Annotated in this window: 11 protein-coding genes and 1 tRNA gene; 8 read left to right on the top strand and 4 right to left on the bottom strand. The window is 71.7% G+C overall.

Annotation, left to right across the window (positions count from 1 at the left end; translation table 11 throughout):
• From O2W20_RS10520 to O2W20_RS10495, 6 genes are all read left to right on the top strand, one after another.
• The gene (locus O2W20_RS10520) at positions 1 to 1,074 is read left to right on the top strand and encodes an ABC transporter ATP-binding protein (protein ID WP_269172680.1); all 1,074 of its coding nucleotides are present in this window, start codon (positions 1 to 3) and stop codon (positions 1,072 to 1,074) included.
• Positions 1,071 to 1,988 carry an aldose 1-epimerase family protein gene (locus tag O2W20_RS10515; RefSeq protein ID WP_269172681.1) on the top strand — a complete coding sequence of 306 codons (918 nt, stop codon included), beginning with the start codon at positions 1,071 to 1,073 and terminating at the stop codon, positions 1,986 to 1,988. Before O2W20_RS10520 ends, O2W20_RS10515 begins: the two co-directional genes overlap by 4 nt.
• 108 nt (positions 1,989 to 2,096) lie before the next feature.
• Complete coding sequence (gene aroH / locus O2W20_RS10510; RefSeq protein ID WP_269172682.1) at positions 2,097 to 2,459, top strand: chorismate mutase; 363 nt, start codon at positions 2,097 to 2,099, stop codon at positions 2,457 to 2,459.
• Positions 2,456 to 3,142: a (d)CMP kinase gene (cmk, locus tag O2W20_RS10505; RefSeq protein WP_269172683.1), complete on the top strand. Its 687-nt coding sequence runs from the start codon at positions 2,456 to 2,458 to the stop codon at positions 3,140 to 3,142. The genes aroH and cmk overlap by 4 nt, the downstream gene beginning before the upstream one ends.
• A complete protein-coding gene (der, locus tag O2W20_RS10500) occupies positions 3,139 to 4,503 on the top strand; it encodes a ribosome biogenesis GTPase Der (protein WP_269172684.1) in 1,365 nt (454 codons plus the stop codon). Before cmk ends, der begins: the two co-directional genes overlap by 4 nt.
• Before the next feature lie 75 nt (positions 4,504 to 4,578).
• Positions 4,579 to 4,652 (top strand) — tRNA-Pro (locus O2W20_RS10495).
• Positions 4,653 to 4,668: 16 nt separating this feature from the next.
• Here the strand turns inward: O2W20_RS10495 and O2W20_RS22785 are convergent.
• Positions 4,669 to 4,953: a tyrosine-type recombinase/integrase gene (locus O2W20_RS22785; RefSeq protein WP_442928944.1), complete on the bottom strand. Its 285-nt coding sequence runs from the start codon at positions 4,951 to 4,953 to the stop codon at positions 4,669 to 4,671.
• Between the two features lie 475 nt (positions 4,954 to 5,428).
• Entirely contained in the window at positions 5,429 to 8,260 is a 2,832-nt protein-coding gene (locus O2W20_RS10490; RefSeq protein WP_269172685.1) for a BTAD domain-containing putative transcriptional regulator, read from the bottom strand.
• 143 nt (positions 8,261 to 8,403) lie between these two features.
• On the opposite strand from O2W20_RS10490, the gene O2W20_RS10485 reads away from it, so the two are divergent.
• Both O2W20_RS10485 and O2W20_RS10480 read left to right on the top strand, forming a co-directional pair.
• Positions 8,404 to 9,111: a DUF4386 domain-containing protein gene (locus O2W20_RS10485; protein ID WP_269172686.1), complete on the top strand. Its 708-nt coding sequence runs from the start codon at positions 8,404 to 8,406 to the stop codon at positions 9,109 to 9,111.
• A gap of 137 nt (positions 9,112 to 9,248) precedes the next feature.
• Complete coding sequence (locus tag O2W20_RS10480) at positions 9,249 to 10,205, top strand: NAD(P)-dependent alcohol dehydrogenase (RefSeq protein WP_269172687.1); 957 nt, start codon at positions 9,249 to 9,251, stop codon at positions 10,203 to 10,205.
• A gap of 25 nt (positions 10,206 to 10,230) precedes the next feature.
• On the opposite strand, the gene O2W20_RS10475 is transcribed toward O2W20_RS10480, so the two are convergent.
• Entirely contained in the window at positions 10,231 to 10,434 is a 204-nt protein-coding gene (locus O2W20_RS10475) for a hypothetical protein (RefSeq protein WP_269172688.1), read from the bottom strand.
• A 407-nt stretch (positions 10,435 to 10,841) separates the two neighbouring features.
• Entirely contained in the window at positions 10,842 to 14,117 is a 3,276-nt protein-coding gene (locus O2W20_RS10470; protein ID WP_269172689.1) for a heavy metal translocating P-type ATPase, read from the bottom strand.
• Positions 14,118 to 14,416: the final 299 nt, after the last annotated feature.

Here is a 14,416-nt window from a genome sequence, read left to right as displayed (position 1 = left end):
ATGGCGTCTGTCACCTACGACTCCGCGACCCGCCTGTACGCCGGGGCCGACCGCCCCGCGGTGGACGCGCTCAGCCTCGAGATCGAGGACGGTGAGTTCCTCGTCCTGGTCGGCCCGTCCGGCTGCGGCAAGTCGACCTCACTGCGGATGCTCGCCGGTCTGGAGGACATCGACGGGGGGCGGATCCTCATCGGCGGCAAGGACGTCACCGACGTCGCCGCCAAGGAGCGGGACATCGCGATGGTGTTCCAGAACTACGCGCTCTACCCGCACATGAGCGTCGCGGACAACATGGGCTTCGCGCTCAAGATGGCCGGCATCGGCAAGGAGGAGCGCCGCTCGCGGGTCGAGGACGCCGCCAAGCTGCTGGACCTGGAGCCCTACCTGGACCGCAAGCCCAAGGCGCTGTCGGGTGGCCAGCGGCAGCGGGTCGCGATGGGCCGGGCGATCGTCCGCTCCCCGCAGGTGTTCCTGATGGACGAGCCGCTGTCGAACCTGGACGCCAAGCTCCGCGTGCAGACCCGCACCCAGATCGCCTCGCTGCAGCGGCGCCTGGGCGTGACCACCGTCTACGTCACCCACGACCAGGTCGAGGCGATGACCATGGGCGACCGGGTGGCGGTGCTCAAGGACGGGCTGCTCATGCAGGTCGGCAAGCCGCGTGAGCTGTACGACTTCCCGCGCAACGTGTTCGTGGCCGGGTTCATCGGCTCGCCGGCGATGAACCTGTTCCAGCTGCCCCAGGTCGACGGCGGGGTCCCGTTCGGCGACACGATCTACCCGGTGGGCCGGGACGTGCTCGGCCACGCCGCCGGCAGCCAGGTGACCGTCGGCGTGCGCCCGGAGGACCTCGAGGTCTCCGACCAGGGGCTGCCGATCGACGTCGACGTGGTGGAGGAGCTCGGCGCCGACGCCTACGTGTACGGGCGGACCAAGGTCGGCGACGGCGAGAGCGAGATCATCGCGCGGGTCGACGGGCGGCGTCCCCCGGCCAAGGGCGAGGTCATCCACGTGACCCCGCGGCAGGGCCACGTGCACCTGTTCGACGTCGTCAGCGGCGAGCGCCTCGGATGACGGTGCTGCCCACCGGCGAGCAGTACGTGCTGCGCTGCGCCGACGCGGAGGCGGTCGTCGTCGAGGTCGGCGGCGGTCTGCGCAGCTACCGGTCGGGTGGCCGGGACGTGGTCGACGGCTACGGCGAGCGGGAGATGGCCGGCAACGCGCGGGGACATGTCCTGGCGCCGTGGCCCAACCGGCTGCGCGACGGCCGCTACACCTGGGACGGCGAGGAGCACCTCACGCCGGTGTCGGAGCACGAGACCGGCAACGCGATCCACGGCCTCGTCCGCTTCCTGCCCTGGCGGGTGGTCGACCGGACCAGTGACTCGGTGCGACTGGAGCTCCTGCTCCACCCGCAGCCGGGCTACCCGTGGACGCTGCGGCTGCAGATCGGCTATGAACTGACGCCGGCCGGGCTCAGCGTGCAGACCACCGCCACCAACGAGAGTGACGTAGCGCTGCCCTACGGCGAGGGCCACCACCCCTACCTCGCTGCCGGTGCCGGGCTGCACGTCGACGACTGCACGCTGGTCGCCCCCGGGGCGACCCGGCTGGAGACCGATGAGCGCGCGCTGCCCACCGGCGCGAAGGAGGTCGACGGCACGCCCTACGACCTGCGTGCGGGCCGGCCGATCGGTGAGCTGCGCATCGACCACTGCTTCACCGACCTCGAGCGGGACGTCGACGGGCTGGCCTGGGTGCGGTTCACCGGCCCGGACGGGCGCGGCGCTGCGCTCTGGCTGGACCCGTCCTACAGCCACCTGCAGCTGTTCACCGGCGACGTGGTGCCCGAACCGCGCCGCCGGCAGGGGCTGGCGGTCGAGCCGATGACCTGCCCGCCGAACGCCTTCGCCACCGGGGAGTCGGTGATCCGCCTGGAGCCGGGGGAGTCCACCACCGGGACCTGGGGCCTCACGCCCCTGGGCTGAGCCGTTCGACCACCTCTCCCGCCGTGCGGCGGGAGAGGTGGCGCGGGCTCCGTAGACTCGATCGAGGTGCACGGCGACCCGCGCACCGCATCGATCGAGGAGAGTGTTGTGGCCGTCCGAGCCATCCGCGGTGCGACCCAGGTGGCCGCCGACGACCGGGACGAGGTGCTGGACGCCACCCGGGAGCTGGTGAGCACCGTGCTGACCCGCAACGAGCTGGACCCCGCTGACCTGATCAGCATCCTGTTCACCGCCACCCCCGACCTCGTGTCGGAGTTCCCGGCGCTGGCCGCGCGGGAGCTGGGGCTGGGCGACGTCCCGCTGATGTGCGCCACCGAGATCGCCGTGCCGCACGCCCTGCCGCGGGTGCTGCGGCTGATGGCGCACGTGGAGACGGGGCGGAGCCGCGCCGAGGTGCAGCACGTGTACCTGCGGGGCGCCGTCGCGCTGCGCCGGGACATCGCACAGTGAGCGGGTTCCGGGGCCAGGTGACCCTCGACGGGCCGTCGGGCACGGGGAAGTCCAGCGTCGCCCGGGACGTCGCCGCCCGCCTGGGCGCGGCCTACCTGGACACCGGCGCCATGTACCGGGCGGCGACCGTCGCCGTGCTGGACGCCGGGGTCGACCTGACCGACCCCGACGCCGTGACCCGCGCGGTCGCCTCCGCCGACATCCAGGTGGGGACGACGGCCGGCGCAGAGCTGGTCCTGGTCGACGGCGTCGACGTCGCCGCGCGGATCCGGGGTGCCGAGGTGACGCGCACGGTCTCGCCGGTCTCCGCCGTCCCCGCGGTGCGCCGGATGCTGGTGGACCGGCAGCGCGCGCTGGTCGCCGAGGCCGATGCGGTCGTCGTCGAGGGCCGGGACATCGGCACCGTCGTCCTGCCGGACGCCACCGTGAAGGTGTACCTGACCGCCGCGCCCGAGGCTCGCGCCCAGCGGCGGGCCGGTCAGCTCGGGGTCACCGACCCCACCAAGATCGCCGAGATCGCCGCCGACCTGCGGCGCCGGGACGAGTACGACAGCAGCCGGGCAGACAGCCCGCTGCGCCCAGCTGTCGACGCCGTGGTCGTCGACAGCACCGGGCTGGACCGTGATGCCGTGGTCGAGCGTGTGCTCGACCTGGCTCGCACAGCAGTAGGAGAGCCCGCATGAGCACCGACACCGACCTCCCCGGCGGGGAGCACACCGGCCCGCTGCCGGTGGTGGCCGTCGTGGGCCGCCCCAACGTCGGCAAGTCGACGCTGGTCAACCGCTTCCTGGGCCGCCGCGCCGCGGTGGTGCAGGACATCCCGGGAGTCACCCGCGACCGGATCCCGTACCAGGCGCTGTGGAACGGCCGGAGCTTCACCGTCGTGGACACCGGCGGCTGGGAGCCCAAGGCGACCGGCATGGCGGCGTCCATCGCCCGGCAGGCCGAGTACGCGATGAAGACCGCCGACGTGATCGTGCTGGTCGTGGACGCCTCCGTCGGGGCGACCGAGACCGACCTGGCCGCCGCCCGGGTGCTGCGCCGCAGCAAGCAGCCGGTGATCCTGGTGGCCAACAAGGTCGACGACGAGCGCGGCGAGGCCGGGGCCGCGGAGCTGTGGTCCTTGGGCCTCGGCGAGCCGTTCACCGTCAGCGCGCTGCACGGCCGGGGGAGCGGTGACCTGCTGGACCTGGTGCTGGACGCGATGCCGGAGGCGCCTCGCGAGCAGGAGGACCTGGGCGGTCCCCGCCGGGTGGCGTTGGTCGGCCGGCCGAACGTCGGCAAGTCCAGCCTGATCAACCGGCTGTCCAAGGAGGAGCGCTCGGTCGTCGACTCGGTGGCCGGCACCACGGTCGACCCGGTCGACTCCCTGGTCACCCTGGGCGGTGAGCAGTGGCGGTTCGTCGACACCGCCGGGCTGCGCCGCAAGGTCAACACCGCCAGCGGCACCGAGTACTACGCCAGCTTGCGCACCGAGGCCGCCATCGAGGCCGCCGAGGTCGCCGTCGTGCTGCTGGCCGCCGACGAGGTGATCAGCGAGCAGGACCAGCGGGTGATCACCCAGGTGATCGAGGCCGGGCGGGCGCTGGTCATCGCCTTCAACAAGTGGGACAACGTCGACGAGGACCGGCACGCCCAGCTGGAGAAGGAGATCGACCGCGACCTGGCCCGGATCAAGTGGGCCACCCGGGTCAACATCTCGGCGACCACCGGTCGCGGGGTGAACAAGCTGGCCGGTCACCTGAAGACGGCGCTGGCCGGCTGGGAGACCCGGGTGCCCACGGCGGAGCTCAACACGTTCATCCGGGCGCTGGTGCAGGAGACCCCGCCGCCGGCCCGCGGTGGCCGCGCCCCGAAGATCAAGTACGTCACCCAGGCCGACGTCCGGCCGCCCCGGTTCGTGGTCTTCTCCACCGGCTTCCTGGAGGCCGGGTACCGCCGGTTCCTGGAGCGCAAGCTGCGCGAGCAGTTCGGCTTCCACGGCACGCCGATCGACGTGTCGATCAAGGTCCGGGAGAGCAAGGCGCGCGAGCGCAAGGGCTGACCCGGCCGACGGGGCAGCGGACCAGGTGCGGTAACCTTCTCGGGCAGCATCCGGGGCCGTGAGGCACCTGGGGCTCGGGCTGTAGCGCAGCTTGGTAGCGCACTTGACTGGGGGTCAAGGGGTCGCAGGTTCAAATCCTGTCAGCCCGACAGAATAAATCGCAGGTCAGAGGCCGTTTCCGGGAGTCCGGGAACGGCCTTTGCTGCTGTTCCGGGTGGTTTGACCACCGTCAGCCGACCCTGAGTCGCTCAGGACGCTGCCCAGGGTGGCGACGGCGTCTCGTGAGACGTCGGGGGAGACGTGGCCGTAGACGTCGCCGGTGATGGCGATGGAGGAGTGGCCGAGGATCTCGGAGACCACCTTGAGCGGTACGCCTTGGCTGAGCACGGCGCCGGCTGCTAAGTGTCTGAGGGCGTAGAGCCCGGTGTCGGGTAGTGCCCGGGCGGCCAACGTTCGCCTTGCCGATGCGGCGCGGGCTGTCGATGCCGCACTCCAGAGGGCGGAAGGTGATGGTCATGACAACACCAGACGATGCTGGTACACGCTGGCCTGACAGCGGCAGCCCCGGCTATCAGCACTTGCCGGAGCCTGTCGCGCTCGAAGAGACGATCGCGCTTCACCCGACCGGGCTGGCGGAACCCCCGCCTGACTGGAGCACTGGCGTCGGTGACTCAGGGGACGGCGGTGGCGGCGACGGTTAGCAGGCTGCCGGAACCCTCCCTCGGTGGGGCGGGTCGCGACCCGCGCCGCTGTCTTGGGAGCCGCCTGCAGGGCGAACGTTGCTGGACGCGGCACTAGCACGGCTCTTGCGGCCGCGACCTTGAAGCCTGCAGTGCGCTGCGCGGGTCGCGAACGGCCGCCCGCACCTGGTCCACGTGTCAATCGTCGGCGTCAGTCGCAGCCTGATCGGCTGGAACATCCACCGTCAGCTGGTCAGCAGGGACGTGAGTACGCCACGGATGTGCTCGAGCGTGCCGCGCGCGTCCGTGTCCGTGCTCTCCGGCGGCGGGATCGCCGCTTCGGCCGGAGCCATCGCGAGATGGTCAGCATCGGCCGTGACGGCGAGGGCGGCCAGTTCACCGAAGCCACCGGTCGTTTCGAGGTATCGCTGGGCCGGCCTTGCGTCACCTGCCCGGTCCAGCGCCGACAGCATCGTCACGAACTCCAGGGCTGCGAGCCGGGCGGTGTCCATGACGTCGGTCTCGAGCAGGTCGTCGACGTGGTCCCGCAGGATGGCGTAGGCGCGCGACCGGTCGCCGCGTCGGAACACCGCACGCGCCTCGACGGGCCGGTTCACCGTGAAGGTCCGCTCAGGCAGATCGATGTGGGACATCTGGTCGAAGATGTCGTCCGCGTCCTGCGTCCTGCCCTGGAAGAGCGCCGAGTACCCCAGGCCCAGGAGCGTCAGGTGGAGCATCGACGGTGGGCCGTCCGCCCGGTACCGGGCCGCCCGGGGCGCCACGAACGTGTCGAAGGCGGCCAGCTGTCCGGTGGCCATCAGCCCGGACGCCACCCCGGCCAGCTCGATGAGCGATGCGAGGTGCGGCTCGCCCATCCGTTGCAGCTCTGCGACCGCCGCGGGTGAGACGCCGCTCAGCTCGTTGCTGTCCTCGTAGAGGTAGGCGCGTGTGTAGGTGATCAGCGGATGGTCGCGGTGGCCGTGACGTCCGACGACCAGCTCGTAGCCTTGCCGGTCACCGCTGTGCATGTAGCGGTGTGCCGCCCAGGTGAGCCAGAACACGACCCGGTCCACGTCGTCGGCGGGGACGACGGTGAGGATCCGCTCGGCCCATTCGCTGATCTCCCCCTGACGGCGCAGCGTCACCTCGGCGGCGAGTGGCCGGACGAGCGCGTCGGCGAGGAGGTGGTCCCCGGTCCGGCAGGCGCGGTCGACGGCCGCCCGTAGGTTGGGCCACAGGGCACCGAGCTGTGCGACTCCCTCCACTTCGGCTCGGCCGATCAGCCGGTGGTGAATGTCGTGGACCTCCTCCAGGCACCACTCGGCGTGGCGTCGCTCGACCTGGTCCGTCGCGCCGGCGGCGGCGAGGTCGGCCGCTCCGAACTCCCGCAGGGTCTCGAGCAGCCGGAAGCGACGCCCGGTCGGACCTGCCTCGACGCCCAGCATCGACTGGTCGACGAGGTCCTCCAGCAGGTCCTCGACCTGCGCCTCGTCGAGGCCTGTTTCGGCACAGACCCGGTGCACCGCCGGGAGGTCGAACCCGCCCGCGAAGACGGAGAGCCGAGCGAAGAACGTGCGGAGCTCCGGGGTGAGGAGGTCGACCGACCACTGGATGGTCGCTCGCAGGGTCCGGTGGCGGTCCGCGTTCGACCGTGGACCACGCGTCAGGAGCCGGAGCCGGTCGTCCAGTCGTCCGACGATCTCCGGGACGGTGAGCGTCGTGGTGCGGGCGGCCGCGAGTTCGATCGCGAGCGGCACCCCGTCGAGGGCGCGGCAGATCTGCTTGATCTCGGCGCCGTGGTCTTCGACGTCGACCGTTCGAGACACCGCGCGAGCCCGCTCGGTGAACAGCTCGGCGGCCGGTCCGGCGGTGTCCAGCGGAGGCACCGCCAGGAGCTGTTCACCGCGTGCGCCGAGCCTCTCGCGCGAGGTGGCAACGACGCGGAGGTCGGGACAGCCCTCGGCGAGCGCCGTGGCCATCGTGGCCGCGCCGTCGAGCAGGTGCTCGCAGTTGTCGAGCACCACCAGCGCCCGTCGGGGACGCAGTGCCGCGACGACGGCCTGCGTCGTCGTCCTGCCTGGGCCCTCGGCGACCCCGAGGACCTCGGCGACGGCATGCGGCACGTCCGCGGATGAGGCGAGGCCGGCCAGCTCGACGAACCAGGCCTCACCCCAGCCGTCACCCCAGGCCTGCGCCCCGGCCAGGCCCAGGCGCGTCTTGCCGATTCCCCCCGGTCCGACGAGCGTCACGACCGCCGAGGTCGACAACGTGGCCGCGAGGGTTTGCAGGAGGGACGCGCGGCCGATCAGGCGGTCGAGCCGCGCCGGCAGGTTCCCGCGTCGCGCGGTGTCGTCCCGCTCTGAGGGCGATCTCTGCACATCGCCGAGGGACGGGCTCTGGTCGAGGATGCGGGTCTCGAGCTCACACAGCCGCAGGCCGGGCTCGACGCCGAGCTCGTCGACGAGGTGGTTCCGGACCCGCTGGAACGCGGCCAGGGCGTCCGCCTGCCTGCCCAGTCGGTAGAGCGCGGTCATCAGGAGCGCCCAGAAGCCCTCGCGGAACGGGTGGTCCGCCGTGAGCTCCGTCAGGGTGCCGATGGCGGCGGCGGCATCGTCGTCCACCTGGCGCCCGAGCGACGTCTCCACGGCGGCGAGTCGCTGCTCGAGCAGGCCTTCGACCGTGGCGGTGAGGCCCGGGACGTCCAGGCCGGCGAGCGGGGTCCCGGTCCACTCCGCCAACGCCGCCTCGACGTCCCCGGCGTCCAGGTGCTTGCGGAAGCGCACCACGTCGACCGCCTCGCCGGGCAGGTCGAGGCGGTAGGCCGCACCGGCGCGGACGATCGAGTCGTTGCCGAGGGCCTTGCGCAGCCGCGTGACGTAGGACTGCAGGGTCTTGTCCGCGGTCCGCGGCGGGGCCTCACCCCAGACGGCCTCCGCGATGCGGGAGACCGGTATCGCCGACCGAGGCGCCAGGGCGAGGACCGCGAGGACCGCCTGACACTTCGCGGGACCGAGGTCGAGCGGCCGACCTCGGTCGTCGGTGGCGCCGACCTGACCGAAGAGCCGGATCCGAACCACGGCACGTCCCTCCTGGTCGCGAGCCGATCCTCGCACGGCTTCGGCTGGTGCTGGGTGCGCTCAACCGCGGCACGACTCGGGCTCAACCCGTGGCTGCCACGGTCGGAGGACAGCACGGCCCACCCCGATCACAGGAGCACCTCATGAAGCCCACCCAGCGGCTCGCCCGCACGGCAGGTCTGTACTACCTCGTCGTCGCCGTCCTCGGCGCCTTCGCGCACATCGTCCGCGGCCAGGTCTACGTGCCCGGGGATGCGATGACCACGGCCGCCAGAGTGCTGGAGAACGCCGATCTCGTCAGGTACAGCCTCGTCGCCGACCTGGTGCAGGCGACGTTCCTCGTCTTCGTCGTCCTGACGCTCCACCGGCTCCTGCACCAGGTCGACACCCGGGTGGCGCGGGCGATGGTCCTCTTCGTCGTGATCGCCGTGGCCATCACCACGCTCAACATGGTGAACCAGCTGGGTGCGCTGCTCGTCGCGACCGATCCGTCCTACGCCGCGGCCTTCGGCGTCGACGGCGCCGACGCGCTGGTGATGCTCCTGCTGGACCTGCAGCACCACGGCTACCTCATCGCCCAGATCTTCTTCGGCCTGTGGCTCTTCCCCCTCGGCCTGCTCGCCTGGCGCTCGGGGATGTTCCCGCGCTTCATCCCCGTCCTCCTGGTCGCAGCGTCCTCGGCCTATCTCGTCGACGTCCTGCTGCAGTTCCTCGCACCCGCCGTCGCCGACGTCGTCAACCCCGCACTCGTGACCTTGTTCGTCCTCGCCGAGGTCTCGATGCTCGTGTTCCTGCTCGCCAAGGGCGTGCTGAACCGGCTGCCGGCCGACCGCGCCCTGGTCGACGCATGACCCGCAACCCGTCCGGCCGACCATCCCGCACGCTGTCCCAGCCACGCGTGAAGAAGTCCTCCATGCGCACCAGCCCGATCGGGACTCGGAGCCCGAGCAGCGGCCCGGCACTTCCAGCCACGACCATGCGGGCCGTCGTGGGCCGCACGTACGGCTCCCCCGACCTCTTGGCCGTCGAGACCGTCGACCGTCCGGCCGTCGGGGACGGTGACGTACTGGTCCGGGTGCGCGCCGCAGGACTCGACCAGGGTGTGTGGCACACGGTCACCGGCCTGCCCTACGGGATCCGGGCAGCAGGGTTCGGCCTGCGCGCACCGAAGAACCCCGTGCCCGGGCTCGACGTCGCCGGAACCGTGGCGGCCATCGGTCGGGACGTGACGCGCTTCCAGATCGGGGACCCTGTGTTCGGCACAGGCACCGGGGGGTACGCGGCGTACGCCACCGCCCCGGAGAGCAGCCTCGTGGTCAAGCCGCCCAACGCGACCTATGAGGAAGCCGCCGCCACCCCGTCGTCCGCGACGGCGGCCCTACAGGCCCTCTGCGGCGTCGGCCGCGTCAAAGCCGACCAGCGGGTGCTCGTCATCGGCGCCGGAGGCGGGGTCGGCACGTTCGCGGTCCAGTTGGCGGCAGCGTTCGGGGCCACGGTGACCGGTGTGTGCAGCACCTCCAAGGTCGACCTGGTCCGGTCCATCGGTGCCCACGACGTCATCGACTACTCCCGCGAGGACATCGCTGATCGGCTCTGCCGCTACGACGTCGTCATCGACACGGGAGGGGACCGGAGCGTCGCCCAGCTGCGCGCGGCGCTCGCCCCCACGGGGACCCTGGTGATCGTCGGGGGAGAAGGGGGCGGTCAGGTGCTGGGCCTGTCCCGGCAGCTGCAAGCGATCGCGCTGTCGCCGTTCGTCCGGCAGCGACTCGGCGTCGTCTTCTCCAGCCCGCGCCGCACCGACCTCGAGCTCCTCGCGGCCATGCTCGCAGACGGCCGCGTGGTACCCGTCATAGATCGGACGTTCACCCTCGACGAGGTCCCGGAGGCGATCCGTCACCTCCGTGCCGGCCGCGCACGCGGCAAGGTCGTCATCGTCGTCTGAAGCGGCGGCGACGCAGGGGACGCCGTCAGCTGGGGATGCCGGTGCCGAATCCGAGGCGGTATCGGACGTGGACCTCGTTGCTCTTGCTTCTGCGCGACCACCAGGCGGTGCCGGTGACCGTGGCGACGTTCTCCTGCGGATTGATGGGCTGGATGACGACGTACCGCAGGCCGGACAGGACGGCGGACCCACCGGTTGCCCGCGTGAGAAGCGACGCCGTGATGGTCATTGCCGTCTCCTCGTTCCGATTCGGTCCCGGCAGCGGTCGGCGCACGGCACCAAGCGTGCGGAGAGTTGCGGTGACGGGGGATCGCATCACCCGGTGACCGGCGAGGAGCAGGCGCACCCGACCGGCCAGCACGCAGAACCACCCGTCGCGCTCGTGTGCGCGCAGCTCGGGCGCTCCCTGCTCGGCGGCCGCGACCCACGGGGCTGCTCGCCGGCCTCGGGCGGCGTGAAGGTGACGCCGGTGGTGTGGAGGGCGTGACCGGCGGCGAGTCCGGACTGGCCGGCGCCGATGATGATGCCGTTGTACTCGGGCATGGCGATGCCCAGCGGTCAGTGGTGACGGGTGGGTGGTGGCCCGGCGGCCGACCGGTGGGGATGCGGCCGGCCGCCGGCAGCTTGCGGGGTGGGTCAGCGGGCGTCGACGGTGAACGGCACCGTGAGCACGTCGCCGTCCGCGGTGCGGAACTGGCCCCACAGCTGGTAGGTGCCGACGGTGTCGAACTGCGCGTGCACCTTCAGCTCCGGCCCGAACGTGGTGCCCGGCGTGGCGAACACGGGCCGGCCGCTGCCGTCCTCGGTCTCGGCGTGCTCGTGGGCGAAGGTCGTTCCGTCGGCCCGCATGACGACGACGTGTCCGGCAGCCGCGAGGAACGGCCGCAGGTTGTCGATCGGCTCGCCGCTGGTCGCGTCGGTGAACTCGAAGTGCAGGTCGCTGGGCTCACCGACGACGGCATCACCGCCGAGCTCGACGCGGACGCCGTCGACCACGATCTCCCGCGGGCTCTCGGTCAGCACCACCGGCGCCGGGGCGTCGCCGGTGACGGTGACGTACTGGCGCTGGTGGACATCGCTCATCTGGCCCTGCTGCCGGAACTCGGTGTTGACGATGTACCGCCCAGCGGTCGGGAAGGTGAGGTCGACAGCGAGCTCGCCCGCCTCGCCCGTGGGTTCCGGGTGGACGTGCGCGAACGTCCCGAGGTCATCGCGGGTGGCGATGAGGTGCATCCACGCCTCGTGGCTGTGGGTGATGTCCTCGATCGGCTCGCCGGTCTGGGCGTCGACGACCGTGGCCGTGACTCGGGTCGGCACGCCCAGGCGGGGGCTGTCGGGCACGTCGAGCTGCACGTTCACGCCGGCGTCGTCGGCCGACGCCGGGTCGACCTCGGCGGTCATCATGACGCTCATCGCCGGCCGCATCGGCATGCCGGTGGTCTGCATCCAGGCGAGCGTGCCGTTCATGCCGCGCTCAGCGAACTCCATCCGGGAGACGGCGGTCAGTGCAGTGCCGATCGCGACGGCGACGACGGCGATGCCGGTCAGGTAGGCGTACTGCCCGATCCGCTGCCGCACCGGCGGGTGCTCGATCTCGTGCACCGTCTCCGGCCGGCGGAACCGCCGCAGCCGCAGCGCGTTGGTGAGCACGCTGACCGAGCTCATCGCCATCGCCGCGGACGCGAGCACCGGGTCGAGCAGCAGCTCGTCGAACCAGTACAGGGCGCCGGCGGCGACCGGGATGAGCAGCACGTTGTAGGCGAAGGCGAACGCCAGCCCCTGCCGCATGACGCTGACGGTCCGGCGGGACAGGGCGATCGCCGAGACGATGCTGCGCAGGTCGCCGCCGACGAGAGTGATGTCCGAGGCGGCGATGGCGACGTCGGCGCCGGTGCCGACGGCGATGCCGAGGTCGGCCTGGGCGAGCGCGGCGGCGTCGTTGACGCCGTCGCCGGACATGGCGACGACGTGACCCTGCGCCTGCAGGTCGGCGACCTTGGCGGCCTTGTCGGCAGGAAGCACGTCGGCGAGGACGTTGTCGATGCCGACCTGACGGGCGACGGCGTGGGCCGTAGCGGCGTTGTCGCCGGTGATCATCCACACCTCCAGACCGAGGGCCATGAGCTGGGCGATCGCCTCGGGGCTCTCGGTCTTGACGGTGTCGGCGACGGTGACCAGACCGGCGGCGCGCTCGTCGACGGCGACGTACATCGGGGTGTCGCCCTGCTCGGCCCGCGCGAGCGCGGCCGCCCCCAAGTGGCTGACGTCGACGCTGGCGTGCTCCATCAGGGCGGCGTTGCCAACACGGAGCCGGTGGCCGTCGACGGTCGCGACGAGGCCGTGCCCTGGGATGGAGTCGAAGCCGTCGACGGGCGGCAGCGTGAGGCCACGGTCCCGGGCGGCGGTGACGATCGCCTGCGCGACCGGATGCTCGCTGCCCGTCTCAGCGGCTGCGACCAGGCGAAGCAGCTCGTCGGAGGTCCAGCCGTCGACGACGGTGACGTCGGTCAGCGCCGGCTTGCCCTGGGTGATGGTGCCGGTCTTGTCGAGGACGACGGCGGTCAGCCGGCGTGCCTGCTCGAGCGCTTCGCCATTGCTGATCAGGATGCCGAGCTCGGCCGCACGGCCGGTGCCGACCATGACGGCGGTGGGTGTCGCGAGGCCTAGGGCGCACGGGCAGGCGATGATCAGCACGGCGATCGAGGTGGTGATCGCCATCGTCATGCTCTCGCCGTCGGGGCCGAACACCGCCCATGCCAGTGCGGTGAGCAGCGCGGTCAGGATGACGGCCGGGACGAACACGGACGACACCTTGTCCGCCAGGCGCTGCATCGGGACCTTGCTGCCCTGCGCGTCCTCGACGAGCCGGACGATCTGCGCGAGGGCGGTGTCGTCGCCGACGGCCGTGGTGCGCATGAGGACGGTGCCGGTGGTGTTGATGGTCGCGCCGATGAGCTGGTCGCCTTCGGCCTTGTCCACCGGGAGGCTCTCGCCGGTCAGCATGCTCTCGTCCACGGTGGTGGTGCCGGTCGCGACGACGCCGTCGACGGGGATCTTCTCGCCAGGTCGGATGCGGACGATGTCCCCGACGGCGACCTGCTCGACGGGGATGTCGACTTCCAGCCCGTCCCGCACGACCCGGGCAGTCTTCGGGGCGAGGCCGACGAGGGCGGTGACGGCCGCAGCGGTCGCCTTCTTCGCGCGGGCTTCCATCCACTTCCCGGCGAGCACGAGCGCAACGATGATCAGGGACGTCTCGTAGTAGACGTGCAGTGGCAGCCCGAGCTCTTCAGCCTGCGCGGGCCACAGGGTGACGAAGGTGCTGTACGTCCACGCAACACCGGTGCCGAGCGCGACGAGCGTGGTCATGTTGGTGCTGCGGTGCTTGGCGGCCTGCCAGGCGCTGGCGTAGATGCTCTTGCCGGCCCAGTACTGGACGACGGTGGCGACGACGAAGATCGCCGGCATGAGCCAGTCCATCGTGTCGATGTGGACAGGCCAGTACATCAAGCCCATGAGGCCGAGGCCGGTGGCCAGCGCGATCTGCCACTTGCGCTTGATGCGGTTCAGCTCGCGGTCGCGCTCAGCGGTGTCGTCTCCGCCCGTCGCCGTCGTGGGCGCAGCTGGCCCGCCATTCTTCGCCTCCTGCTTGGGGGTGGCGCCGTACCCGGCGGCGGTGACAGCACCGATGAGGTCGCCGAGATCGACCGTGCTCGGGTCGTAGGTGACGGTGGCGACGTCGGTGGCGAGGTTGACCTGGGCGACTGCGACGCCGTCGACCTTGTTGAGGCTCTTCTCGATGCGGCCGACGCAACTGGCGCACGTCATGCCGGTGATCTCCAGCTGGCGCACGACCGTCGGCGCGTCGTCGCTGTACCCGGCGGTTTGGGTGGGCTCGGCGGTGGTGGTCATGGCTGCTCCTGGCTTGGTCGGGCGCGCTCCCGGTGCGGGTGGGTCGGTGGTGAGGCTGCTCAGCGTCGCTGTCCGGGCGCTGTCCGGATGGTGTTGTGCTGACTGGACTCGGTCAGGTGCTGGCAGGTGGCAGGTGGCGGGTCGCGGGTCAGCGGATGCGGCGGGACCCGGACAGGGATGAGGTCACGCCCGGGCTGGGTGTGGTCGTGGACGCCGGCCGGGGCGGTGGTGCTCGACCCGGTGGTGAACCTGCGCCGCAGCACGCCTCCGAAGACGTCCCTGGCTTCGACGCCGGTGCG

The sequence above is a fragment of the Modestobacter sp. VKM Ac-2982 genome (assembly GCF_026967935.1).
In the GTDB taxonomy this organism is placed as follows: Bacteria; Actinomycetota; Actinomycetes; order Mycobacteriales; family Geodermatophilaceae; genus Modestobacter.
The sequence above is the reverse complement of the archived record's forward strand: the minus strand, read 5'-3'. Positions and strand labels throughout refer to the sequence as shown.